This is a genomic window from Reinekea forsetii (assembly GCF_002795845.1).
Taxonomy (GTDB): Bacteria; Pseudomonadota; Gammaproteobacteria; order Pseudomonadales; family Natronospirillaceae; genus Reinekea; species Reinekea forsetii.
Genome location: NZ_CP011797.1, coordinates 1,311,090 through 1,336,424, shown reverse-complemented (window position 1 = coordinate 1,336,424; position 25,335 = coordinate 1,311,090). Strand labels below are relative to the sequence as shown.

The 25,335-nt window shown below is 47.2% G+C and carries 24 protein-coding genes and 2 pseudogenes; 17 read left to right on the top strand and 9 right to left on the bottom strand.

What is annotated here, in order from left to right:
- The first annotated feature begins 396 nt into the window (after positions 1-396).
- Positions 397-744, top strand: coding sequence for a hypothetical protein (locus REIFOR_RS06215; RefSeq protein WP_100256732.1), 348 nt, complete (start codon positions 397-399; stop codon positions 742-744).
- A gap of 1,332 nt (positions 745-2,076) precedes the next feature.
- Positions 2,077-2,568, top strand: a pseudogene (locus REIFOR_RS17170) (IS3 family transposase); the annotation flags it as partial.
- Positions 2,569-2,629: 61 nt separating this feature from the next.
- Here REIFOR_RS17170 and REIFOR_RS06200 read toward each other — a convergent pair.
- From REIFOR_RS06200 to REIFOR_RS06185, 4 genes are all read right to left on the bottom strand, one after another.
- Positions 2,630-3,130 (bottom strand): gluconokinase, encoded by a 501-nt coding sequence (locus REIFOR_RS06200; protein ID WP_227003778.1) that lies wholly within the window; start codon positions 3,128-3,130, stop codon positions 2,630-2,632.
- A 72-nt stretch (positions 3,131-3,202) separates the two neighbouring features.
- Positions 3,203-4,525, bottom strand: a complete 1,323-nt coding sequence (locus tag REIFOR_RS06195; protein WP_100256728.1) for a TRAP transporter large permease — start codon at positions 4,523-4,525, stop codon at positions 3,203-3,205.
- On the bottom strand, positions 4,525-5,076 hold the full coding sequence (locus REIFOR_RS06190; protein WP_100256727.1) for a TRAP transporter small permease subunit: 552 nt from the start codon (positions 5,074-5,076) through the stop codon (positions 4,525-4,527). The genes REIFOR_RS06195 and REIFOR_RS06190 overlap by 1 nt, the downstream gene beginning before the upstream one ends.
- Positions 5,077-5,153: 77 nt before the next feature.
- Entirely contained in the window at positions 5,154-6,170 is a 1,017-nt protein-coding gene (locus REIFOR_RS06185) for a TRAP transporter substrate-binding protein (RefSeq protein WP_227003777.1), read from the bottom strand.
- A gap of 190 nt (positions 6,171-6,360) precedes the next feature.
- On the opposite strand from REIFOR_RS06185, the gene REIFOR_RS06180 reads away from it, so the two are divergent.
- The 6 genes from REIFOR_RS06180 (at position 6,361) to REIFOR_RS06155 (ending at position 12,058) form a co-directional block, all read left to right on the top strand.
- Complete coding sequence (locus REIFOR_RS06180) at positions 6,361-7,104, top strand: FadR/GntR family transcriptional regulator (RefSeq protein WP_100256726.1); 744 nt, start codon at positions 6,361-6,363, stop codon at positions 7,102-7,104.
- A 58-nt stretch (positions 7,105-7,162) separates the two neighbouring features.
- Positions 7,163-8,311: a galactonate dehydratase gene (gene dgoD, locus REIFOR_RS06175; protein WP_100256725.1), complete on the top strand. Its 1,149-nt coding sequence runs from the start codon at positions 7,163-7,165 to the stop codon at positions 8,309-8,311.
- A gap of 10 nt (positions 8,312-8,321) precedes the next feature.
- Positions 8,322-8,981: a 2-dehydro-3-deoxy-6-phosphogalactonate aldolase gene (locus REIFOR_RS06170; RefSeq protein ID WP_100256724.1), complete on the top strand. Its 660-nt coding sequence runs from the start codon at positions 8,322-8,324 to the stop codon at positions 8,979-8,981.
- Between the two features lie 32 nt (positions 8,982-9,013).
- Positions 9,014-10,162 (top strand): galactonate dehydratase, encoded by a 1,149-nt coding sequence (gene dgoD, locus REIFOR_RS06165; RefSeq protein ID WP_100256723.1) that lies wholly within the window; start codon positions 9,014-9,016, stop codon positions 10,160-10,162.
- 2 nt (positions 10,163-10,164) lie between these two features.
- Positions 10,165-11,064 (top strand): dihydrodipicolinate synthase family protein, encoded by a 900-nt coding sequence (locus tag REIFOR_RS06160; RefSeq protein ID WP_100256722.1) that lies wholly within the window; start codon positions 10,165-10,167, stop codon positions 11,062-11,064.
- Positions 11,065-11,125: 61 nt separating this feature from the next.
- On the top strand, positions 11,126-12,058 hold the full coding sequence (locus REIFOR_RS06155) for a 2-dehydro-3-deoxygalactonokinase (RefSeq protein WP_100256721.1): 933 nt from the start codon (positions 11,126-11,128) through the stop codon (positions 12,056-12,058).
- 68 nt (positions 12,059-12,126) lie between these two features.
- Here the strand turns inward: REIFOR_RS06155 and REIFOR_RS06150 are convergent.
- Positions 12,127-12,543, bottom strand: a pseudogene (locus REIFOR_RS06150) (integrase core domain-containing protein); the annotation flags it as partial.
- A 284-nt stretch (positions 12,544-12,827) separates the two neighbouring features.
- Between REIFOR_RS06150 and REIFOR_RS06145 the strand changes: the two are divergent.
- The 4 genes from REIFOR_RS06145 to REIFOR_RS06130 all read left to right on the top strand — a co-directional run bounded on the left by REIFOR_RS06145 (position 12,828) and on the right by REIFOR_RS06130 (position 17,599).
- Positions 12,828-13,292, top strand: a complete 465-nt coding sequence (locus REIFOR_RS06145; protein WP_100256720.1) for a hypothetical protein — start codon at positions 12,828-12,830, stop codon at positions 13,290-13,292.
- A gap of 151 nt (positions 13,293-13,443) precedes the next feature.
- On the top strand, positions 13,444-13,752 hold the full coding sequence (locus REIFOR_RS06140) for a type 2 periplasmic-binding domain-containing protein (RefSeq protein WP_100256719.1): 309 nt from the start codon (positions 13,444-13,446) through the stop codon (positions 13,750-13,752).
- A 3-nt stretch (positions 13,753-13,755) separates the two neighbouring features.
- A complete protein-coding gene (locus tag REIFOR_RS06135; protein ID WP_100256718.1) occupies positions 13,756-16,128 on the top strand; it encodes a putative bifunctional diguanylate cyclase/phosphodiesterase in 2,373 nt (790 codons plus the stop codon).
- A 124-nt stretch (positions 16,129-16,252) separates the two neighbouring features.
- Positions 16,253-17,599: a class II 3-deoxy-7-phosphoheptulonate synthase gene (locus REIFOR_RS06130; protein WP_100256717.1), complete on the top strand. Its 1,347-nt coding sequence runs from the start codon at positions 16,253-16,255 to the stop codon at positions 17,597-17,599.
- Between the two features lie 45 nt (positions 17,600-17,644).
- Here REIFOR_RS06130 and REIFOR_RS06125 read toward each other — a convergent pair whose 3' ends face one another.
- Positions 17,645-18,763 carry a M15 family metallopeptidase gene (locus REIFOR_RS06125; protein ID WP_100256716.1) on the bottom strand — a complete coding sequence of 373 codons (1,119 nt, stop codon included), beginning with the start codon at positions 18,761-18,763 and terminating at the stop codon, positions 17,645-17,647.
- A 209-nt stretch (positions 18,764-18,972) separates the two neighbouring features.
- Positions 18,973-19,416, bottom strand: coding sequence for a tellurite resistance TerB family protein (locus REIFOR_RS06120; protein ID WP_100256715.1), 444 nt, complete (start codon positions 19,414-19,416; stop codon positions 18,973-18,975).
- 132 nt (positions 19,417-19,548) lie between these two features.
- Here REIFOR_RS06120 and REIFOR_RS06115 point away from each other — a divergent pair, with 132 nt between their 5' ends.
- Entirely contained in the window at positions 19,549-19,944 is a 396-nt protein-coding gene (locus REIFOR_RS06115; protein WP_100256714.1) for a DUF2721 domain-containing protein, read from the top strand.
- On the opposite strand, the gene dapE is transcribed toward REIFOR_RS06115, so the two are convergent.
- Entirely contained in the window at positions 19,941-21,071 is a 1,131-nt protein-coding gene (gene dapE / locus REIFOR_RS06110; RefSeq protein ID WP_100256713.1) for a succinyl-diaminopimelate desuccinylase, read from the bottom strand. The genes REIFOR_RS06115 and dapE overlap by 4 nt on opposite strands.
- Before the next feature lie 75 nt (positions 21,072-21,146).
- Here dapE and REIFOR_RS06105 point away from each other — a divergent pair, with 75 nt between their 5' ends.
- Both REIFOR_RS06105 and REIFOR_RS06100 read left to right on the top strand, forming a co-directional pair.
- On the top strand, positions 21,147-21,431 hold the full coding sequence (locus REIFOR_RS06105) for a hypothetical protein (protein WP_100256712.1): 285 nt from the start codon (positions 21,147-21,149) through the stop codon (positions 21,429-21,431).
- Positions 21,424-21,816: a hypothetical protein gene (locus REIFOR_RS06100; protein WP_100256711.1), complete on the top strand. Its 393-nt coding sequence runs from the start codon at positions 21,424-21,426 to the stop codon at positions 21,814-21,816. The genes REIFOR_RS06105 and REIFOR_RS06100 overlap by 8 nt, the downstream gene beginning before the upstream one ends.
- A 59-nt stretch (positions 21,817-21,875) precedes the next feature.
- Here REIFOR_RS06100 and REIFOR_RS17130 read toward each other — a convergent pair whose 3' ends face one another.
- The gene (locus REIFOR_RS17130) at positions 21,876-22,337 is read right to left on the bottom strand and encodes a cold-shock protein (RefSeq protein ID WP_100256710.1); all 462 of its coding nucleotides are present in this window, start codon (positions 22,335-22,337) and stop codon (positions 21,876-21,878) included.
- 231 nt (positions 22,338-22,568) lie between these two features.
- On the opposite strand from REIFOR_RS17130, the gene REIFOR_RS06090 reads away from it, so the two are divergent.
- Both REIFOR_RS06090 and plsB read left to right on the top strand, forming a co-directional pair.
- Positions 22,569-22,775, top strand: coding sequence for a SlyX family protein (locus tag REIFOR_RS06090; protein ID WP_100256709.1), 207 nt, complete (start codon positions 22,569-22,571; stop codon positions 22,773-22,775).
- 91 nt (positions 22,776-22,866) lie between these two features.
- The gene (plsB, locus tag REIFOR_RS06085; protein WP_100256708.1) at positions 22,867-25,326 is read left to right on the top strand and encodes a glycerol-3-phosphate 1-O-acyltransferase PlsB; all 2,460 of its coding nucleotides are present in this window, start codon (positions 22,867-22,869) and stop codon (positions 25,324-25,326) included.
- Positions 25,327-25,335: the final 9 nt, after the last annotated feature.

The window sequence follows — 25,335 nt, the reverse complement described above, 5'->3', positions numbered from 1 at the left end:
ATCCAGACAAAATATAGGCCCATGAGAAAATAAATCATTTAACTTCTACGATAATATAATAAGTATCATTAATTCGTGGATCCCTAATGTAGCAACCGTGAACCTGCTTAGTAATATACCTTACTCTCTTGGCAAAATCAGATACGATCAATATGTGCAATTCAAAAGACTTCATAATCATGATGAAGTCAGAACTCTTAAGCGACAACTGAATCCATGTGAATATGAATGCCCAACCAGCAGTGGTCAATTCAAGAATCACTGACTCAGCCCCCCTTCATCCTTATGGGGGGATTACAGTGCAGGCGGTTGGGTTGAAACGGCTAAATGGTTTTAATAATTGACAGATATTGTGGTATGTTCAGTTAACTTATTCCAAAAATAGAGATTATGTTTATGAAACGATACATAGGGGTATTGATAATTCTAGGTACAATAGCTGGTGCTTTAATGTCAGCGGGCGCGCTTGCTATCGCGATTGATTTGATGGCGTTAGTGGTGGTGGTAGCAGTTGGTGTTGGCCACGGATTGGGCGCTAAAGACGGTGAAAATATAATTACTAGATTTGGCGATGGATGCGTCCGCGGTGGATGGCTCGGCCTTTTAATAGGAGTAGTCGTTATACTAAATACCAATGCGGCGGCGCAAATGGACTTCACAATGATAATACCAGCAATGGCTTTAGCATGGCTTACACCGCTTTATGGTTATTTTTTCAAATTGATTTCCATGCAGCTGGATTAAATCCCCAACACCGCCCCCCACATCCGGTCCCTAGCGCGCCGTTAGCGGACCAGATTGGCCGAGAGGGATGAATGGGGTGCTTTCAAACTAATGATACAAAGCATCACATCACTTCCACAGCCCCCCAGGGGCAAAGCCAGCCTCTACAGCCTATAAACCCAAGTACCGTTGGGGTAACTCTCCTTCATCGCTAGCACACTTGAAAACCTAAACCACGATAGGATGCCCAAACCATGACTCGACAAAGATCGGACACAGTTAAAGGCGCTCAAGAGATCATCAGCGGTGCTATAGGCGCCATGGTCGGTAATGGTGAGATAAGGCTGGTTAAACAGGGAAAAAAGGAACGATACGTTAGCCAGTCTTGATCGGGACTTAACATAACAGGGGCCTCGGCCCCTTTTATGTGCAACTTTACACTGAAATACCCCAACATGGTGTAACGTGAAGCCCACGTCGGTAATGGCTTACAGCTTATTTTACACCAATACACCAAAACCCAAGATAGAAAAACATCACTAAAAAATAGTTAAAAAAAAGGTGTCACTCTCTATATGGGTGTTGAATAAGCTACAGCTCAATAACCACGGGGCTTTGACGTTACACGAGGTCGGGGTATTGCAGTGTAAAATAAGCTGCAGCCCGCTATCCATAAGGGTTTGACGTTACACCGAAATAGGCTAGATTCTGAGGGCTTTTCAACCATTCACCGCACCTGAAATAGAATTGAGAGATCTCCATTAGCGGCCAGGCCATCTCTCGATATCGATAAGACACGAATTCGTCGTTAGGATGACCAACGTAAATCTGAACGGGGCGGCATTACGCCTGAAAGTAAGGCCTTGACACAAGATCAACAGCGTATTCAGGAACTTGAAACACGAATCAATCGACTGGAATGCGAGAAAATCATATTTAAAAAGGCTTGGTACGGCATTCCGGCTGCTCTCTTAATGTCGGACGAATGGAATCGTACGAACTGATTGATCAATTGAGATGGCTTGAGCCGGTCGATATGGTCTGTAAGGCCTCTAGTGTGCGCGAGCATCGTACTATGATTGTTGCCAACAGAAACGCCACATTAACGTTCAACGACTCGAACTGAAGGCGCATGTTATCCGAACCGTTAACGAAAGTCGGGGTTCCGCTGGCAGTCGAATGATTCAGTCGAGACTGGCCAATGAAGGCATTCGAGCGGGCCGCTATCGCGTCCATTAGCTGATCAAGGAGGCGTCCTCGGTATGTTGCCAGCCTGGGCCCCATAAATACAAGATCGCAAAATCGGAACATATCGAAGTACCTAATATACTGTCATGAGCGTTTAACGTTTCTCAGCCCAATCAAGTCTGGTGCGGGGATATTACCTATATATGTTCTGGTTCACGATGGATCTACCTGGCGGTCGTAATTGACCTATCCGCACGGCGGGTTGTATCGGATAAGGTTGATACCCAGCTGGCAATGAAGGCCTTATCGGATGCCTTTGAACGCAGAGGGCGTCAGAGTGGCCTCATGTTCCATTCGGATCAAGGCAGCCAATATAGCAGCACGGCCTATCGGCAACTGTTGTGGCGATGCCAAATAACAAAAAGTATGAGTCATCGGGAAAATTGTTGGGACAATGCACCGTTGGAGAAATTGTTCCGAAGCTATAAGTCGGAGTGGATGCCACGTTTGGGGTCTCGAGTGAACCACGAAGCGAAAATGGATATCGGTCATTATCTAACGGATTATTACAATAATCGACGGCCCCACAGTTACAATAACAGTTTGAGTCCGGCAGCAGCAGAAAACAAACTTAACTTACTGTCCGGGAATACTTGACCACTACACTACAAATACGTTGTTAATATACTTTGGGGAAATAAATAACTGGGCTATTAATTTAAGTGTATTTTTTGCAATCAAGTAAAGCGATAGAGAGATTAACGATATCTTCAATTGAGTGATCAATATCCACAGCTATTGCTTCGCCGGCGCTAGGTTCAACCAACGTTTCAAGCTGGCTTTCCAGCATGGCTTCACCAGTAAAATAATGGCCTGTTCGAAGTTTCAACCTCGACCAAATCAGATCGCGGGATCCTTTTAGATAGACAAACTGAACGCCATCGTTACCTCGTTTTAGCTGATCTCGATGGGCTTGTGTGAGTGCTGAGCAAGACAATACTAAAGAGTCATTTTTATTAATAATGTGGTTAAGTTTGAATAACCATGAGCCTCGGTCCTCATCATTTAGAGCCATACCATTGCCCATTTTGTCCACGTTTTCTTGTGGATGAAAATCATCACCATCAAAGAAAGGAAACATATAATGTTGTGCTAATTTTTTAGCAATAACAGATTTTCCACACCCAGAGACGCCCATAACTACTATTTTTTTATTCATTATTTGTGTCTAATAAATAGAAGCCCGACATAAATAAACGATACGTTCTATGAAAATTGCTATGCATTAGGCCTACTTCCACCATAGAGCAAGCTGAGGAAAAGCAACAACTAATGACAGGGCTATTACCTGCATGATAATAAACGGGATAAGTGATTTGAAAATCAAACCTAAAGAAATATCTTTTGGCGCGACCGATTTTAAGTAGAAAGCTGCCGGACCGAATGGGGGAGATAAGAAAGAAACTTGCATATTTAAGCAGAATACAACCCCAAACCAAATGGGATCCATACCCAGACCAATAATTATCGGTACGAAGATCGGCATAGTCAAAAGTGCAACGCCCACCCAGTCCAAAAACATACCTAAGATAAACAAAATCAGCATCATAATTAAGACTGTTAACATGGCATTACCGCCACTGAGAGACAAGATTAATTGCTCAACAAAGTCGATACCACCCATTAGGTTATATACGCCAACCAACGCCGTTGCACCAATACCAATCCAAATGATCATGCCGCAGGTTCGCATCGTCGCTTGTGCACTTTCTTTCAAAACCATCCAAGTTAGTTCTTTACGGATAGCTGCGCTGATCACGATACCCACAACGCCTAGTGCAGAGGCTTCTGTAACAGAGGCTATACCACCATAAATGCTGCCTAAAACAAAAACCACGGTTAAAAGTGGAAAAAACAGAGCTCTAACATAATTTACATTTTTTGCATCGTCTGCCGCTAACTCCTCATCGCTAGGAATCGGTGCTTTATCAGGATATAACTTAGAATATACCAATACATAGATCACATAAAACATAGCTAGCATAAAGGCAGGCAAGAAAGAGGCCTTAAACAAGTCACCAATTGAAACGTTTGCCGTTAAACCATAGATAATCAAAACGATGCTCGGAGGTAACATTGTACCTAATGCACCACCTGCTGCAGTGATGCCAATAGCGAGCTTTTTGTCATAGCCTAAGCGAAGCATTTGAGGTAATGCCAGAATACCCAGCAATACTATTTCACCACCAATAACACCTGACATAGATGCTAAAATGACAGCAACGAGGAGTGTTTGTACTCCGACCCCACCGTGTATTTTTCGGCCAACTTTTTTCATTGCGTCAAATAGATCGACAGCGATACCCGATCTATCGAGCAAGGCAGCCATCATAACAAACATCGGCACTGCCAAAAATACATAACTACCGACAAAACTATATACACGGCTGGAAACAACACCAACAGCATCTGGCCCAAACCAACCAACGGCAAAAACGACAGCAACTAAACCTGTTACAAAAGCTAATTGCATGCCAGTGATAAGCAACGCGATCATTAATGTCAGCATCATTAAGCTGACCCAACCAATACCAAGTGCTGATAATTCAAACATTACTTACGTCCTCTAATACCAACCAAATCTTGAATCAAGTGAAACAAAAATTGAAAAAACATAATGACAAATACCATTAGAATAATGAGCTTGGTGTAAGCTGGAAAAGCTGGGTCCCAGGCAGAGCCAGAAGTTTCCAACCGCGGCTCCCCCCAAGGCGCATAAAAGGCACTTTCGGCCATATAATATGAGGCGTAAATCAGTGAAGCAGTGAATATCAACCCCATAATATGATGGAAGACATTCAAAAAGTTTTGGGTTCTATCTAACACTGAATCATAGAGCAATACAATCCGAACATGACGGTTTGTAGCTAATGCATAGCTACCACCTAAAACAAATAATATACCACCAACAAATGTAGCCGTTTCATGAACCCAAATCGTGGGTGCGTTAAAGGCATAACGCATGACTATTTCATAAAACGTAATAACAACTGTAAACAAGTAAAATATACTGGCTGCATCACCAAGTTTGAAAATAATTTTGTCTAACCAATTTCTGGGTTGGTGATCCAGCTCGTTGAGAGGATTATTTTTTTCAGCAGACATAATATTAATCCGAGAACGTGCATTGTAAATAAAAAGAGGGCTAAAGCCCTCCTGTATTAATATAAACTTACTCGATATTAAAGCAACCCAGCGCTTTCTAAATATGCAGTTAAAACGTCTAATGCTTTACGTGCACTTGGAGATTGCTTAGCCGTAACTTCCCACTGAGTACGGGCAATTGCTCGGAATTTTAGACGCTCTTCAGCTGACCAGTCATGAATTGTGATGTCAGGATTCGCACGTGCTTCAGCAACAGCAACTGCATCGGCCCGCTTTAGTGTGTTGGTAATGCGGTTAGCAAAATCACGAGCAGAAACAACCATGATTTCTTGTAAGTCTGCAGGTAACATGTCCCACTTCTTAGAAGCCATTGAAACATCGACTAATGGCAAAGAGTGGAAACCAGGATATACAGGGTGTGGAGCAATATCATGCATACCTTGAGCATGGTTAGTAGAGAACGCGGTGTAGTCAGCAGCGTCGATAACGCCTTTGCTTAAACCAGTGAAGACTTCAGAACCAGGCAAATTAACAGGTGCTGCGCCAGCTGCTGCGAAAACTTTTTGAACCATGCCCTCTGGAGCACGCATTTTCAAACCTTTAAGGTCGTCAACACCGTCTAGTGGTACTCTAGAGACGAATGCTTCAAGGCTTGTTGTAGAAGCTGCGATGAAATGTACGCCATAAGGGGCATACAATTCAGTCATTAACTCGTTACCGCCGCCAAAGTTCATGAACTGAAGCAATTGGTCTGGATCAGACCAAGCCCCCACTGTACCGCCTAATAGCGAAAACGCAGGGTCTTGACCTGAGAAATAACTCGTCGAAGTAATGTGGCCATCTAAAATGCCCAACTTCATAGAACCGAGAGTTTCGGTGTGCTTTACAACTGAACCTGTCGGTAATAGATCGATTGAGATGCGACCACCAGACATAACTTCTACACGGTCTGCCCAGTCTTGTTGTAATTCGAAGTTCAAAACACCTGAAGGATCAGAGGATTGAAACTTGAAGTTGAAGTCAGCTGCTAAAACTGAAGTGGCTATTAAGCTACTTAGTGCAGTGACGAGTAATTTCGTTTTTGTTTTTATCATATTACATAGTCCTATGGTGACTTTCATTTTTGGCATCAACCAATGTTACAGATAGCATTAACACCAATGTTGCCGGTAACTTTTCTCGAGTGTAAGAGTCTCATTTGGAAAAGAGTGTCAAGAAATTTGCCTTGACTTATGTCCGACATACGATACCTTATACCAGACATACTGATCTGGCAACCAAATAATGACTAGTAAACCTGATATAACCGAGATGATTGCTGAAAATATATTTTCCGGTCGCTATGGCACCGGTAGCCTTCTTCCTCGTGAAATTGACCTATGTGAACAATATGACCTAAGTCGTAGTACTATTCGTAGTGCTCTCCAAACGTTTGTAACGTTAGGTATATTGAAGAAAATATCAGGTACAGGAACCCAAGTGCGGAATAGGTCTGATTGGCAACTCCTTGATCCAAAAGTGATCGGCTGGATGGCTTCCTATGGCAAAGAAGACAAGCGCTTTATTAATGAAATGTTCACATTCCGAGTGGCCGTAGAACCCTATGTTTCATCACTGGCAGCTTTGAACGCCACTGCTACTAACCTACTCGCCATTGAGGATGCCTTTGAAGGCATGATCACCTCTTTAGGTCGTGAAGATATGGTTTGGAAAGGTAAAAGTCACAATGAATATGATGTTGAATTTCATGAAGCAATTTTCGAAGCAACAAACAATTTAATCTGGTCGCAATTAAGCCATGTGTTAAGGCCATCAATCACTCTGGTGGTTGAAGAATCAAATTTCAGTGCAAACGAACTAAACGATAGTATGGAAAGGCATCGACGCGTGAAAGAAGCAATACGCCTGCGTCAACCAGATGTTGCGTACATGGCCGCAACTGCACTGTTAGAGCGCACCGGTCAAGACCTAGGGATGAGCGAGGATTATACGAAGACGCGTCTTTTAAATATTGCCGTAAAAGAATAATCGAATTTTAAAACGGGCCTATCCCTCCTAAATTTGGGAGATATATTAAGGAAGTAACATGAAAATAACCGCACTTAAAACTTGGCTAGTGCCGCCGCGATGGTTGTTTCTTAAGATAGAAACTGACGAAGGCGTTTATGGTTGGGGCGAACCCGTAGTTGAAGGTCGGGCAGCAACTGTCGAAGCCGCTGTAAAAGAACTCGCTGATTATCTAATTGGTCAGGATCCACGTCGCATTGAGCATCTGTGGAATGTTATGTATCGCGGTGGTTTTTATCGCGGTGGTCCTATATTAATGAGCGCTATTGCCGGCATTGATCAAGCCCTTTGGGATTTGAAAGGCCGTGACTTAGATGTACCCGTGCACCAGTTATTGGGTGGTGCATGTAGAGATAAAATGCAGGTATATGCCTGGACCGGCGGAGATAGACCGACGGAAGTAGCGATTGGCGCGAAGGCCTTAGTCGATAAAGGTTTTTCCGCATTTAAAATGAACGGCACAGCTGAAATGGCCATTGTCGATTCGAATCGTAAAATTGATGAGGCTGTCGCACGAGTTGCACAAGCTCGTGAAGCAGTGGGCCCAAACGTTGGAATTGGTATTGATTTTCACGGCCGTGTTCACCGCCCAATGGCAAAGTCGTTGTTACGTGAACTTGAACAATTTAAGCCCATGTTTGTCGAAGAACCGGTGTTGCCAGAACACCTTTCATCGCTCAAACATATCGCCCAAAACTTGAGTTATCCGTTAGCAACAGGCGAGCGACTGCATACACGGTTTGAATTTCGAGATCTGTTAGCTGACGGTATGATCGATATTATTCAACCCGATCTTAGTCATTGTGGTGGCATTAGTGAAGGATTCAAAATAGCGAATATGGCGAGCGCCTATGATGTCGCGTTGGCACCGCATTGTCCATTAGGACCGCTGACTTTAGCAGCATCATTGCAGCTAGATGCCGTATGTCACAACGCTTTTATTCAAGAACAAAGCATGGGCATCCACTATAATGAAGGTAACGACGTACTGGATTACCTAGTCGATAAAACCGCGCTAAGTATTGAAGATGGCTATATAAAAATACCCAGCGGCCCAGGGTTAGGCGTTGAAATTAATGAGGAATATGTCGAAGAACGCTCCAAGGTTGGACATCGCTGGCGCAACCCAGTTTGGACTAACGAAGACGGCAGTGTAGCTGAATGGTGATGCATTAATTATGAATATTCAACTTTCTGATTTACTAAAGGAAGCTCTTAGTACTATGCCATTGGTCGCAATCTTACGAGGCATTCAGCCTTCTGAAATTGAAGGAGTTGCTAGAGTCCTTGTGGCTGAAGGATTCCGATTTATCGAAGTACCATTAAACTCCCCTGACGCATGGGAAAGTATTCGTCGCCTGAAAGCACTAGTGCCCGATAATATTCTTGTTGGTGCAGGAACTGTTGTAGATGTAAAAGCATCAGCGAAACTCGCTGAACTCAATGCAGTTCTACAAATTACTCCCAATACAGATATTGAAGTAATAAAGGCAGGTAAGTCAGCAGGTCTTGCCACGTTCACAGGTTTTATGACTCCTTCTGAGGCCTTTGCCGGAATAAATGCAGGCACTACAGCGCTTAAGTTATTTCCGGCGCAACGGCTAGGCTGTGATTACTTTAAAGACATCAAAACCGTGTTGCCCAGAAATACACCTATTTTAGCAGTTGGCGGTGTAAATGCTAGCAATATGGCAGAATGGTTTGATGCTGGCATTAGCGGTTTTGGGTTTGGCAGCAACCTATATACGCCCGGCCGAACAGCCGAAGAGGTCCGCATTGTCGCGGCAGAATTGGTGCAAACATGGACCAATCTATGTAATGGGGATTTAAGTAAATAATTTTTTAGTAATACGTGAATATGGAAACCTATATGAAAATAACATCGATCAAAACCTATGTAGTACCTCCGCGTTGGTTGTTCGTGAAAGTTCAAACTGATGAAGGTATTGTTGGTTGGGGCGAAGGTGTACTGGAAGGCCATGCAGAAACAATGGCCGCCAAATTTTCAGAACTTGAAGACTTTTTAATTGGCACTGATCCACTGCGAATAGAAGACACTTGGCAGAAATTGTATCGAAATGGTTGCTACCGAGGCGGACCCGTATTGATGAGTGCAATATCCGGAATTGATATTGCACTCTGGGATATTAAAGGAAAGTTTTTAAATCAACCAATCTATTCTTTATTAGGTGGCCCAGTTCGCGATAAGGTTCGAAGCTATTGCTGGATTGGTGGAGACCGTCCAAGCGGCTTAGTTAAAAGTGTCAAAGAGATGCAGGTTAAAGGATACGACGCGGTTAAATTTAATATCTGCAGTGAGCTTCAAATAGTTGATAGCTACAAGAAGATTGATGGCATTGTGAAGCAACTAGATGAACTACGAACTGCAGTCGGTGTGGATATGGATTTGGCTTTCGATTTTCATGGCCGAGTTCATGAACCAATGGCGAAAGTTCTGTTGCATGAACTGGAATATTTGCGTCCGATTTTTGTCGAAGATGCCGTAGTTTCAGCGCAGGTTGATGCAATGGTGAATTTGTCACGATCAACGTCCATCCCTTTGACCATTGGTGAACGCCTTCATAGCCGCTACGACTTTAAACAAGTATTTGAAAAAAGAGCCGCCAGTGTTATTAATCCAGATACCGTACATGTTGGCGGTATTTCTGAAATGGTACGCATTGGTAATTGGGCCGAAGCTTACGATGTTGCTTTAGCGCCCCATTGTCCACTGGGGCCTATTGCCCTAGCCGCTTGCTTGCAGGTCGATGCCATTTGTTACAACGCCTTTATCCAAGAGCAAAGTATAGGTATACATTACAATCAAGGTGGCGACCTAAATGACTATGTAATGCCTGATTCAAAATTTGAAATTGAAAATGGATTCTTACCTATTCCTAATGGACCTGGCTTAGGTATTAACATCGATGAAGCCGCTATTGAGAAGCTAGCTAAAGTCGGTCATAAGTGGCGAGCACCGGTTTGGCGCCACGAAGATGGTTCTATAGCGGAGTGGTAAATATGCATTCATTCAGAGGAACACATGCTGTTATTTATGCATTATTTGAAGCGAATGGAAAATTAAATCAGTCTGCAATGCGAGCTCAAATTCAGTTAATGCTTGATGAAGGCGTCGACGGAATAACAGTATTAGGCCTAGCAACCGAAGTGAATAAATTAACGCCAAGAGAACAAAGAGATATTATTAAATGGGCAGCTGAGGAAATAAAAAATAGAGTTCCTTTGTCTGTCACTATTACTGGGAATAACGTTGATACTCAGCGAGAGCTTACCTTATTTGCCATAGACAATGGGGCTGATTGGTTAATTCTCCAGCCCCCTGCAGTAGGGTCATTTTCTGGTGATGTTTATTTGAATTTTTTCAAGAATGTTGCAAGAGGGTTTTCGGTACCTTTTGCGATTCAAAATGCACCACAATATTTGGGCCGCTCATTAACTTCATCCGATATCGATAAATTAACAGATGAGTGCCCTCAGTTTTCACTGATCAAAGCTGAAGTGTCTGCCATAGAAATCGCTAACCTCATTAAGGCCATCGGCAACAAACTGACCATCTTAAATGGTCGAGGTGCACTAGAGATAACGGACTGTCTGCGTGCCGGAGTCGATGGATTTGTATTGGCCCCAGATGTAATCGATTTCAGTAAAAAAATATTGGATTTATGGGAGGTAGGTGACTATAAATCAGCTGAAGAAATGTATCAAAAAGTGCTGCCTGTTATTGTCTTTATTATGCAGTCTATTGAGCATTTAATCTGCTATGGTAAACGTATCTATGGCCTAAGATCTGGTATAGAAATTTATGATCGCGCTCCGGCCTTAGTTCCAACGAAATTTGGTTTAGAGTCAGCTGCCTATTGGTCTGAATATTTAGGGTCGTTCAGCTCAATATCACGGTAAACCTACTATAATATTGATTTGATTCAAATAAGTCTAAATATTATTTATCATCGAGGTTTCAATGGAAAATATAGATTCAGAAACGATCAGTTTTATTGCGGCGGATTGGGGTACGACAAACCTTAGAATATGGGCAATCGATGTCAACGGTGATGTTATTTGTAAGCGTACTTCTGATCAGGGTATGAGTATGGTTGAGCCTGATGGCTTTGAATCTATATTAGTCAAGTTGACCGAGGATTTATTATCAAATAATTGGGTAATGCCTGTCGTTATCTGTGGAATGGTAGGGTCGAAGAACGGCTGGATGGAAGCGCCTTATGAATCTGTGCCTTCTAATGTATCGAAACCTAAAAGAATTGTAAGCCCTAAGACTAAAGACCCTAGGATTTCTGTCAAAATTCTGCCTGGACTAAAGCAACGATTCCCCGAAGACGTGATGCGTGGGGAAGAAACTCAAATTTCGGGCTTTCTCAGGAATAATCCCAACTTCAGTGGATGCTTATGCTTGCCAGGTACCCATACTAAGTGGGTCGCCGTTGAAAATGGCCTGGTAGAGCGTTTTCAAACAAGCATTACTGGTGAAATGTATAACATCTTAAGCAGGTATTCAATTCTTCAGCTTACACTTGATATGAAAAGCTGGGATCAACAAGAGTTTTTAGATTCTGTACAAGAAATAACAAAATCACCTGATTTATTGCTTTCAATGTTATTTCGTATACGTGCTAAATCATTGTTAATAGCGACTGTGGCCTCGCCTACAACAGCAGTCCTATCAGGGTTATTGATAGGATATGACGTGTTAAGCGCAAAATATTTCTGGCAGAATCGACCTATATATGTGTTAGGGGAAGAAAAGCTTGCAAATTTGTACGCTGACGCTTTTTCTTTTCAAAAAATTGACGCAACGGTATTTAATGTCGATCAGGCTACCGTACTGGGTCTCATCTCTGCAAAAAAAATCGCTTTTGAATTGAATACCTATTCCTAAGGCGTATTAAATTTGCAAGTTCACTGTAATCCCCCTATTTTTAATATCAGCTAAAAATAGAGAGGTTATCAATCACAGTAGTTGTCTCGGCGGAACCCGCCAATCGAAGAATGTGGTCGCTCATTATTGTAAGTCCATTGCCATTGGGTTGCCAATAATTGAGCATGCACGATGTCCTCAAAGATATTCAACTCCAACCACTCATTCCTTCCAGTACGGTTAAATCGTTCAACGTAAGCATTTTGAGTTGGCTTTCCAGGCTGGATATAAAGTAATGTAATCTGCTCCTGATTCGCCCAATCAATAAGATCCTGACTTATATATTCTGGCCCATTGTCACAACGAAGTGCACTGGGTTTTCCGCGCCACTCAATGATTCTTTCCAATGAGCGAATTACGCGCTGAGACGGTAGCGAAAAATCCACGTCGATCGTTAAGCATACCCGATTAAAGTCATCGATTACATTAAACGTATGAACTGAACGCACTTCTGCACACTTCCTTACTGAGTATTTAGATACAAAAGCAGCTCAACAATAGTATTGGAAGGGCCGTCGTTTAATGAAATAATACTCATGTTAACAAAGGGTCTTTTCGTACTCCCCCATCGCTATCGCTCAAATAAACAGCAAGGCAACTCACACACCGTCACAGCCACTCCCAGGGGCATAGCCAGCCTTTGCAGCTTATAGGCCCAAGTACCGTTGGGGTACCTCTCCTTCATCGCTAGCACACTTGAAAGCCTAAACCACAATAGGATGCTTTGACCATGACTCGACACAGATCAGACACCGTTAAAGGCGCTCAAGAGATCATCAATGGCGCTCTAGAGGCCATTAATCCACCGGTCGCTGTAGAGCTGGGTTACGGTGTTAGGCCTTACTGGGATAAGCTCGTCAAAGCCAAGGCAGGCAGATCCTGGAATGATCAGGACTTGTTGATGTTGGTGGAGTTATCAAGGAACCTGTTCCGTACTGAGCGGTTGTCGTTTCAAATGCTAACCGAGGACGAAATAATAGAGACTGGGCAGGGTTTAAAGGCCAACCCCAAAAGCGGCCTACTGGACCAACTCGTTAAGCGTGCCCGATTGATAATGATTTATCTTCAAGTCCATCCGGAGGCTACACAAGGTAAAGCCCGGGATCAGGTATCACAAAACTTAGCACACGGCAAAGTAGCCCGGCAATACGAAGATGATGATTACCTGTTGGCAAGGCCGAAGCTTGATGGCTGAGGGTGACGAATCCAGCAGGGGCGCAAAGGCAGCTAGTTCGGCTAAATCAATGCGCCACATACAGAAAACCCGCTAAATTGCCCATTTTATTAATGGTGGGTTTAATGGCGGGTAAATTTATAAAACAACCTACAGCGTACTATACACAGTAATGATGGTGCCGGATGAGGGCACCGTACTGTGGATCGACTATTGGACGCTGAGCGCCAACAGTACCCAAACAGAGCTCGCAATGGCCTTCTTCGATTTTCTACTCGAACCGGCAAATAACGCTCAAAATGTACGTTATCACTACTCGGCGACCTTCAGCGACCAGGCCAAGTCGTTACTGCCGGCGGACATACGCACTAATGAGGCGGTGTTCCCGGCCAATGCCGACCGCTTTGAAACGCTGCAGCGGCCGTCCCGCCAAACAATTCGTACCATGATGAAGATTATCAATAACCTTGATATTGACTGAGCGATGAAGCTACAGACCAAATTCTTAGTCAATCTGGGTTTGATAGCCGCAGTGGCGCTGCTGGTGTTTGCGTTTTTCAACCGACAGATTATCGATCAGTTTAATGAGGATGAGATCCACAGCCGGCTGAGCACTCATCTACAGCTCAGCAGTGAACTGGTGGACAACCTCTTGGCCAATGTGAAATCCGACCTGGATTTGATCAGCAACGACAGCGTGATCACCAGTTACTTCGCAACCAATGAGATCAGCCGCTATCAGCTGTTCCATTCCGAGGGCACCCGGACGCTCAAGCGGTACTTTAAACATCGGGAATTCTATGCCGAAATTGCCATCGTGTTACCCGATGGTTTCAAAGACATCTATGTCAAGGATAAGGCCGTTACCGATACAGACCTGGACACAGGACTCCTGACACGAGCCGGAAATAGCGTGGCGCAAAGTGACACCATCCTCTTTGGCGTTGAGTTACTCGATCCCAAACGCGTCTTATTGAATGCCTACCAACCGATTCGGCAATTTTCCAGTCGGCTGATGACCGATCTTAATCCATTGATCGGTTATATTAAAATTTCCGTCGACCTGGTGCGTTTGACCAACAAGAACAGTTCCGAGCGTATTCTGTCGTCCTTTATTGTCGATGGCCAAAATTACTACGATCTTGACACGGCAGCCGAGCTGAAAATTGATCTCGCCTCAGTCCAAGCAAGTCGAGTCAATAGCGTCTCAAAACCGATCTTGGATCGGCTCATCCTGCAGTCCAGCTTACGCAACGATATTTACTTCGATGTCTCGACCCAACTGCTGCAGCGCGGCCTGATCATTATTATTCTCGTGGTGGTCAGCCTGTTAAGCATGACGGTGCTGTTGTTGCGAGTCGTTATCCTCAGGCCACTGGCGGTCTTTTCGGATTTAATCGCTCAATCCGATAGCCCTGCCGTCGGCGATATAAGCTTGCGCCAATACGATGACAATGAGTTCGGCAAACTCAAACAAAAATTTGATGGCCTGATGTACCGCCTGCGGGAATCCTCATCCAGCCTCGAACGTCAGGCCTTTTCCGACCCACTAACCGGCCTACCCAATCGAGCCGCCCTGTATCGCTTCTTGGCAAGCAATACCGGGGCAGAGGTTCTGCGACCCCTGTCGATTTTGTTTCTCGATCTGGATGGCTTTAAACAGATCAATGATATGTATGGCCACACCACCGGCGATTTAGTCTTGATTGCCGTCGGCAAGCGCCTGCGCCAACTGGTCCGCGGCCAAGCGATTGACGATCTGTGTCTGCACCAACTTGATGCCCGGCAAGACTCGGTGATCCGGTTGGGAGGCGATGAGTTCACCATTATTTTGACCGGTGATGAAAACGCGGAGTTTGTTGCCCGGCGCATCGTCGAGGGCTTTCAAACAGCCATAAATATTGATGACAAGGCCTTCTACACCGGCGTCAGTATTGGCATTTCGCAGTACCCAGCGCATGCCACGTCGCCATCTACCTTGATGCAATATGCCGATTTGGCGATGTATCAGGCCAAGAAGCAAGGCAAGATGCGCAGCGTGCTCTTTTCACCGGAACTGGTCGAATTTGAAAAGCAACGCCAACTCATTGAGACCGCTGTGCGTGAGGGCATCGAGCACGGTCGCTTCAGCGCCTACTTCCAACCCAAGGTGCGCATTGACACCGGCGCCATCGTCGGATTCGAAGCGCTCGCCCGGCTACGGGATGATCAGAGTGCACTGGTGCAACCCATCGCCTTTATTCCGGTGGCCCAGGACAGCGGGGTACTGGAATACATCACCTATGCGGTGGCCGAATCAACCTGCAAGTTACTCCAACAGTTGGCTCAACCCGGTTTGGTTGGGGCTATTAATATCTCACCCACACAGCTAAACGATTTGCGCCTCATAGCGGACATTCGTACCATCATGGCGAGCTATGATGTGGTGCCGCAACAGATTGAATTTGAGATTACCGAGGAGGAATTAATCGGCAATCCACAGATTGCCAAACAAAACCTAGATCTATTGCGTAGTTTCGGTTTTCGCACAACTCTGGATGACTTCGGCGCCGGCTATTCCTCGCTCGGCCAGATTAAAAAATATGCCTTCGACACATTGAAACTCGACCAGCTGTTTGTCAATACCGAGGATTACAACAGCACCGCAGCCTATGGGGTGGTCAACTCAATCCAGGCGTTGGCCAATACCCTAGGCATGGCGGTGGTTGCCGAAGGCGTGGAAACAGCGGCACAAATGGATTTCGTGCGTGCCATCGGGATCGAGATCGTGCAAGGATTCTACTATTCCGAACCCTTACCTCTGGAGGCCTTCGTGGAGTTCTATTATGCCAATCAACGCACCCTAAAGCGCTCCTAGTTGGCGAGCATGTATGCAATTTAGTACAAGCAAATCGAACTCATTCACCGCAAGGGTCGATTGGGCCTAGCAATCGAAAATTTGTCGCCTAGAATACACCTTCTTATTTTTTACAGAGAAACTCATGACTGACTGGACCCCGGACTCCTGGCGCGGCAAAACGATCCGTCAAATGCCGAATTATCAGAACCCAACTGCGGTCACCGCCGTTGAACAGCAATTGGCCAACCTGCCGCCCTTGGTCTTTGCCGGTGAAGCCCGTCAGTTGAAAAAGGAATTGGCGAAGGTGGCTCGTGGCGAGGCTTTTTTACTGCAAGGGGGCGATTGCGCCGAGAGTTTCCGTGACTTCCGCACCAACCATATTCGCGACACCTTTATGGCCTTGCTGCAAATGGCCGTGGTGCTGACCTATGGCGGGCAGAGTCCGGTGGTCAAGGTCGGGCGTATTGCCGGGCAGTTTGCCAAACCTCGATCAACCGACAACGAAACCATCGATGGCGTGACCTTGCCCTCATATCGGGGCGATATCATCAATGATATTGAGTTTACCGCAGCGGCCCGAGAGCCTGACCCGGAACGCATGCTAAAGGCCTATCATCAGTCCGCTTCGACCCTGAATCTAATCCGCGCCTTTGCCCAAGGCGGCCTCGCGGACCTGCATCAGGTGCATAAGTGGAATCAAAATTTCGTTGAAAAAAGCCCCCAGAGTGCTCGCTATCAATCATTGGCCGAGCGCATTGATGAAGCCTTGGCCTTTATGAGCGCCTGCGGTATTTCGCCTGAAAATACCGCCCAGATACGTGAAACGCAATTCTATACCTCGCACGAGGCGTTGCTGTTGCCCTATGAACAGGCGCTCACCCGAAAAGACAGCTTTAGCGGTGACTGGTATGACTGTGCTGCGCATATGGTATGGATCGGGGATCGCACACGTCAGCTCGATGGCGCGCATTTGGAGTTCTGCCGCGGCATTAAAAATCCGCTCGGCCTCAAGGTTGGTCCGTCCACTGACCCGGAAGAGTTGATCCGCCTGATCGATATTTTGAACCCGAACAATGAAGCCGGCCGCTTAAATCTAATAGTGCGCATGGGAGCGGAACAGATCGGCGAGCACTTTCCGCGTCTGTTACGCCATGTCAAGGCGGAAGGCCGCTCGGTGGTGTGGAGTTCCGATCCCATGCATGGCAACACGATCAAAGCCAGTACCGGTTACAAGACCCGTCGGGTCGATGATATTTTGGCCGAGGTGCGAGATTTCTTTGCCATCCATAAGGCAGAGGGCACCTACGCCGGTGGGGTCCATTTTGAGATGACCGGGCGCAATGTCACAGAATGCTTGGGCGGTGCCTTTGAGATTTCAGAAACTGATCTGGCCGATCGTTATCATACCCATTGCGATCCGCGCTTGAACGCAGACCAGGCCCTGGAATTGGCCTTTTTGATTGCCGATAGCTTGAAGCAGTCACGCTGAAGGACAATTTAAAGGCAAAAAAAAAGCGCCCTCGGCGCTTTTTTTTTAAACCACTCGAATGTGCCAAGGCTCGTAGCGAACCCCTAGGCTGTTATCGGCGGTATAGCGAATCTGCACATAACCTAGATTCTGCAGTTTTTTGAACTCATCGGTGGCCGCAAAGGCGGAGGTGAAGTTCTCCAAACCGGCGCCAACCTGACCCACATCGAAATCACCGATAGCGTGGTACGAATGACCTGGCGGGGCGAGTGAACGGGATGCCCGGGACATGTTACCGCTGGCCTGAACGGTTTTGGCCATAAACAACTGGTACTGCTTCGGTACATTGCGGACGCCACTGGTTAGGATCAGCGACTCACCGACTTCGGTGCGCAATTTGCTGTAAAAGTTTTCTGACTGACCTCGAAACACATAGTGTCCGGTACCGGATATCTTAATTATGTCTTTTTCCGCAATCACATTAGTTTGCTTGGCGATAACCTTTTCACCGAAAAAGCCCAATCTGCTTGAGTCTGCGGTAAAAATCTCATCCAAAAAATCTTTCTCGGCTCGGGTAAATTCACCTATTCGGGCCGAGTATTTACCGTACTTATAGGTATCATCGAGCGACAAAACATTGAAATTGCCATAACCAACGTATTTTTGGACCCTGTTTATCCGCTCTAATGTTTGCACCAGCAGCGTGTATTGAGCGCCATCTAAGACGATATCGTCGGTGTAGTTCGCTTCGAAATTGGCAATTTTTTCTTGGCTGGAATCTGCTGAGGCCTGCATCTGGGATGCATCCTGTGGTGCAGTAGCACGTTTTTGCGCTGCGGTTAAGACAACCTCTTCAATAGGGGTTTCACTCGCCGGTTGTGCGGGGAGTTGGTCTATCAGCTGCTCGGCGCGATGTTGTTCAAAGGCCACGGCCGGTCGGGCATGACTTGGAGTCGCAGGCTGCATTGGGGCTTTTGCCTGGGTTGCCGGTCGCACCAACATGCCCTCATCCGATGACGGATTGGAACCGTTTAACACCTGCGCAGCAGCTTTGGTTGCGCGCTGGGCCAAGGGTATGTCGATCAGCGCAGAGCCTTGAGCCAGCATATCCCATGACACATAGCCTGCGCCCGCCACTAAGGCTGAGGCGGACACAGACTGTACAATAAATTCTCGACGCTTCAATTAGGTACTCCGCCCCGAAGGACACCAAATATCAGATAAAAAAAACACACTCATTCCTCAGAATAGCGTCTGTACTGCTGTCTGTGCAACTACTTTAGCACCTTGAAGTTGCACAAGATGGAAAACAGCCCGGCTCTAAGGCCTTTTTGTCTGAAAAACGCCTCGACGTCGATCTATCGGCGATCCAGGTCAGGTATTAGAGCCCGTTATCATTGTGCTGCGCTCGGGCTGGCAGCGGCCTTGGCACGAATAAAATGAGAATGGTGCAGGTGCAGCAAATCGGCCACACGGCGAATGCGGTGATCCTCATACTTATCGAGTCGACCGTCGGCATAGGCGACCCGCCACAGATCGACGATCAGTTCAAAGCGCTCGGTTTCACTCCACTGGCTATTGAGCACCGTGGTGAATTGGAATAGGTCACTACTGGCGTGACGCCGTTCGACCGCCAAATCGATACAGGCTGCTATAGCGGCGGGGGTGTCGCCTGTACGACGGGCCAGAATGTCACTGATGCAATCACGCTCACGACGATCGATTTCATTGTCTGCCAGCATCACCTCGATCAACAACACCGCGGCGGATTCGTCCACCGTGAGCGCCAATGGGACTTCGGTCTTATTGGCAAAAAAGGCCATTATTTGGTCGAGCATTAAATTTCCCCTCCCCTCTTATTAGCGTTATATGGCAACATGGTATCACTTAGGTCGGCCCACGGCCCGCCAGCGAAGGCTAAGCCGCCGCTATTGGAACGGCTAGCTTTCAAATTCGGAGTATTTACGCGCATGTCCCTGACCACACCTGCCCTGCTTTTTCCGGCTATTTCCCTGCTCCTGTTGGCCTATACCAATAGGTTTTTGGTAATCACCCAATTGATCCGATCGCTCTATAAACAGAACGACACCAATCCCGATCTAGACATCCGTAAACAGATCCTGCATTTGCGAGTGCGTATTATCGCTATTCGCCGAATGCAGGTCGCCGGGATATCTTCTTTTATACTCTGTGTCGTGACCATGTTTGCGATCTTTGTCCAGCAACTCTATCTCGCCAATATTTTCTTCGCCGGCTCAATGGTGCTATTGCTGGTATCACTCTTTATCAGCCTGTATGAAGTCCAGATCAGTGGCCAAGCCCTGCAGCTGCAACTGAAGAACCTGGAACAGCTCAGCGACGACTAGGCCAATAGATTGACCATGATGCCGTAATACATTTTGGTCAACGGCTCTAGGTCGGCCACCGCGACACATTCATCAACCTGATGGATGGTTTTATTGGTCGGACCCAATTCAACCACCTGAGCGCCAGTCGGTGCGATAAAGCGGCCGTCGGACGTGCCACCGGCAGTCGACAGTTCGGGCGCATGGCCGGTGACTTCGGTAATGGCTTGAACGGCAGCTTGCACCAAGGCACCCTTGTCGGTTAGGAAAGGCTGGCCCTTTATCTCACAGCGCAGACTGTAGTCTAGACCATGTCGATCCAAAATTGCCCGCGTGCGCTGCTCCAAACTCTCGCCCGTGACCTCGGTACTAAATCGGAAACTGAACATCAGTTCCGCCGTGCCCGGTATCACATTGGACGCACCGGTGCCGGAGTTGAAGTTGGAGACCTGAAAAGATGTTGCGGGAAAATAGTCGTTGCCCAGATCCCAGACCTCGGTTGCCAGATCGGTCAGTGCAGGCACCACCAGATGTACCGGGTTTTTCGCCAATTGCGGATAGGCGACATGACCCTGCACGCCTTTGATCGTGAGGTGACCCAACATCGAACCGCGCCGACCGTTTTTAATGGTATCGCCCACGGTCACGCTGCTGGATGGTTCGCCTACTACAGCCCAATCAATCTGTTCCTGGCGTTTGGCCAGCTCAGCCAAGACCGCCACCGTGCCATGATAAGCATCGCCCTCCTCATCGGAGGTGATCAGGTAGCCAATACGGCCGCGATGATTGGGGTAATCGGCCACAAACCGTTCGCCGGCGACCACCATGGCCGCCAGACTGCCCTTCATATCGGCGGCACCGCGACCGTAGAGCATGCCATCGCGTTCGGTCGGCACAAAAGGTGGCGACGTCCAGTGCGCCGGGTCGCCGGTCGGAACCACGTCGGTGTGGCCGGCAAAGACCAGCAGTGGCGCACCCGTGCCATGGGTCGACCAGAGGTTATCGACATCTTCCACGCGCATGGGCTCATTAACAAAACCGTAATCGGCCAATCGACTGGCCATGATCTCTTGGCAACCCTTATCATTGGGTGTTACTGAATCGCGTTCAATCAACTGACGGGTCAGCGCTAGGGTTTCAGACTTCATTGGCAAGGCACTCACACTTTGATTTAAAAGACAGCTATCATACGCATAAAGCAATCCGTATTTAAGAGGCGTGCCATGAACTTCCGAGATCGACTGCATGACTGGTTGCAGCGCCACACTGGCGATCCCCGGCGTGCGATGACCTTTTTTACTGGCGGAGGGTTCGGCTTCGTGATTGGAATGATGATAATATTGATCAGCGAGCGCCTGATGACCCCCAGTTTAAATCAGGAATTAACGGCTTTGGCTGGCCTTTTAGTAACCTGTATCGGGACTATGATCGCGTTTTGGGGCTATATGGGTATAAGTCTATTTAAAATATTAATCTATCTACTCGAGCGGAAAACCAATAATGAGTAACGCACCCGATATTGAAATTTATATCCAGGAATTATCAACTGATCGGGCCATCGCCTGGCTTGAGTCGATCTTCAGTGAGGTTAAGGTTGCACAGAAGAAGAAAGGTATGCCGAAAAAAGCCCAACCCTTAACTATTAACTGGCAGGGGGCCACGATCCCGGCCGTGGTATTTGAAGACGTAGTGCCGGGCTTTACCAGCATATGGCTCGACAGCCCGAGTCTACCCTGGTCCGATGACCGAGAGTGCGCCAGTGCCGCGGCGCAGTTTTTAGACTTGACGGTGCGTGTTACCGCCGGCAGCTGGCAACAGGATGACAATGGCGACGCCTGGATAGAAGTATTGCCCAACGGCAGCACGCATGAGATTAGCTGGAAAACCGATTGATAACTCGGTGGCCATAAAAAAAGCGGCCAAGCCGCTTTTCAAAGCCGATTAAAAGGGTTTTAGTTCTGGCGCAGGATGGTCACATCTTCTGCTTGCAAGCCCTTAGAGCTTTCGACAACGCCAAACCGTACCCGCTGGCCTTCCTGTAAAGATCGATGACCTCGGCCGCGAATCGAACGAAAATGGACAAAAACATCCTCACCACTTTCACGGGTTACAAAGCCAAAGCCCTTGCTGACGTTAAACCATTTGACCTGACCCTCTTCGCGGTTATCTTCATCAAATTGTGCGGCCAGAGGTTGTACAATGAGTTGACCTAGCAGCATCAAAACCAACACGGCGAGGGCTAAGACTCCATAAGCGGCCATCTCACCACTTGAAAATTCCATATCGATCAAGGACGCGACGCTGTTATTCGCCACACCGGTCACCAAAGACAAGGCACCGGCTAAAATGATTGGTGCTGGCAAGGCCACCAATATACTGACACCCAAACGAACTAACCATATTTTACTGTTCATATCATCTACTCATTAAATTACACTATGACTTAACCGGTCGGACAACCGAACGGTGTGACTGACCCGCACCATCCCCAAACTGGGCATTTACGGTATTTAAATAAACCATTTAAACATTCTACATCTAGGGAACGTCTCGAACCCGATACTTTTTCGCCCATTTTGGCGACCAAAGCGGCATAATGCCAACATTTGCCCCCTAAAAGCAATTAACTAATAACCGAGAGCCGAATGACTGACGAAACCCGTATCATCGAATTGGAATCCCGACTGACCCACATGGACGACACAGTAGAACAACTGAACGATGTTATCAGCGCACAGCAACACCAAATAGACCGCGTGGAACGGTTGTTGAAGCGGTTAATGGATCAGCAGCAGGACCTAAAAGACCAGTTTGCGCCAGAGGTCAACGATACACCACCACCCCATTACTAGCTCTGACTCAGGCCGCAAACTTCAGGCCGCTAGGCGTTCGGGCGATTAGCGGTTAAAATAGTATTACTTAATTCAGGACATCAGCCTCTCTATGCAATCGTTACGTTCGAGCCTTCGTCGCGTGAGTCAAACAGTCCTGTTTTGGTGGGTCAAGGTGGGCGAAAACCCGCACCATACCGACATCGACTTACTTAAAAGTAATAAACACTGCGTCTTTGTTTTAGAGCATGAGTCAACCTCCGACGCCTTGGTCGCCGATCATAAATTGCGTCAACTGGGCCTGGCCGGACTCTATCCGAAAATTGATATCCCCGAATTGGCCGATGAGCCGTCTTTGCTCACAGTACATCCGCGCGCATCGATGATCCGGCGCAATAAGGCCGGCATAACGCCGAGAATACAGCGTATTCTGGGTTATCTGGCTGAGCACCCGGACGAGGACATCTTGTTGGTCCCGGTGGCACTCTATTGGGGCCGAGCGGCGACGAGCGGCAACAGTTTACTGAGCGCGTTTTTGAGTTCCAACTGGACTGTGTTCGGTCGCTTCAAAAAACTGCTCACCGTCCTATTTAATGGCCGTGATACCTATGTTGAAATCAATGAGCCGATTTCTTTGCGCCAATTGGTGCTAGCTGACAAAGATCTGGCCGTCACCACCCGTAAAGTTGCCCGCGTCTTGCGCATACATTTTCGGCGTGTACGAACCGCCGTGATCGGGCCCGACTTATCGCACAAGCGCGTGATGATTGACCGACTGCTGCAAACCGAACCGGTCCGCAACGCTATCGCCCAACATGCCAAAGCCAAAAAAATCAGCCTGGAAAAATCGCGTGCTCTGGCCCGTAAACATGCGCTCAATATTGCTGCGAACGTATCGTATGGCACAATACGCATTCTCGAGATCCTGTTAACTAAGCTGTGGAACAAAATTTACAACGGCATCATTCTGCGCGGCATCGAACCGGTTCGAGAACTGGCGAAGGACCATGAAATTGTTTACGTGCCCTGTCATCGCAGCCATATCGACTACCTATTGCTGAGCTATTCACTGCACAACCACGGCCTCAATGTGCCTCATATAGCGGCCGGAGAGAATCTGAACATGCCCATCGTCGGCAACATTTTACGCCGCGGCGGGGCCTTTTTCATCCGTCGCAGCTTTGGTGGGGATAAGCTCTACACGGCGGTTTTCAACGAATACATCCACACCGTCTTTACCCGCGGCTATCCGGTCGAGTACTTTGTCGAAGGTGGCCGCTCGCGCACCGGGCGTATGCGGGCGCCAGCCACCGGAACCCTCGCCATGACCGTGCGCAGTCATCTGCGCGATAACAGTCGACCGGTCGTTTTTATTCCAGTCTACATTGGCTATGAAAAGGTCTTTGAGGGCGGCTCCTACCTGGGTGAACTCAAAGGTAAGGTGAAAAAGAAGGAAAATCTATTTGACCTAGTCAAAACCGTTAAACAGCTGAAAAACTATGGCCATGTGTTTCTGAATTTTGGCGAACCCTTGAAGCTCAATGACCAATTGAATGCCCAACAGCCCGATTGGCAGGACAAAACTTATGGTCCGGATGATCGACCGACCTGGATGTTCAACTTCATTGACCGCCTATCGATCGATGTGGTCACACGTATCAATTCCGCCGCGGCGCTCAATCCAATCAACCTCATTGCCACGGTTTTATTGTCGACACCGCGCCAGGCCATTGAAGATCGGTTGCTGCGGAACCAATTGCAGTTGTTGATATCGCTGCAAAAAGACGCGCCCTATAGCCCCTATGTCACCTACCCCGAGGGTAGCGTCGACGAGTGGATCGGCTATGCGATAAAAATGGGCAAGCTGCGGCTAATACCGCAAAAACTTGGCAACCTGTACGGCTTTGACAGTCAAAATAGCGTATTGATGGCCTACTACCGCAACAACATTCAGCACCTTTTTGCTCTACCTTCTCTGATCGCCGCGCTGATCGTGCGCGCAAACGGCATTAGCGTTGAGCTTTTGTTGAAGCGCATTGCACTGATTTACCCCTATGTTCGCAGTGAGTTGTTTATTCAAGATGATCGCGACCAAGCGTTGGCAAAAACGGCCGATATCGTTGAACTGTTGCTCAGCTATCACTTAATTTGGCGCGACGATCAGGGAATATTACACAGTCCCGATAAGGCTCAAGATGAAAGCTTACAACTGCAATATCTGGCAAACATCATGCTGCCAACGCTGGAACGTTATCTACTGACCCTGTCAGTATTAGCGCGCATGGGTTCTGGCCAATGCAGTCAGACGGTACTGGAGAACCAAGCCCAACAGATGGCACAGCGCTCGGCCTTACTCAATGGCCTGGATGCTCCGGAGTTTTTCGATAAGGCGCTGTTCAAGAACTTTATTCAAACCTTGAAAGCGTTGAAGGTTTTAACCTTGAATGAGGATTCCAAGCTGGATTTCGATCATCGCATACAGGATGTAATCGATCAGGCTGGATCGGTGATCCCGGACGACGTTTGGTACAATGTCTATCAGGTCACCAAACGCTCCAGCCCACCGACCTAAAACCTCGCA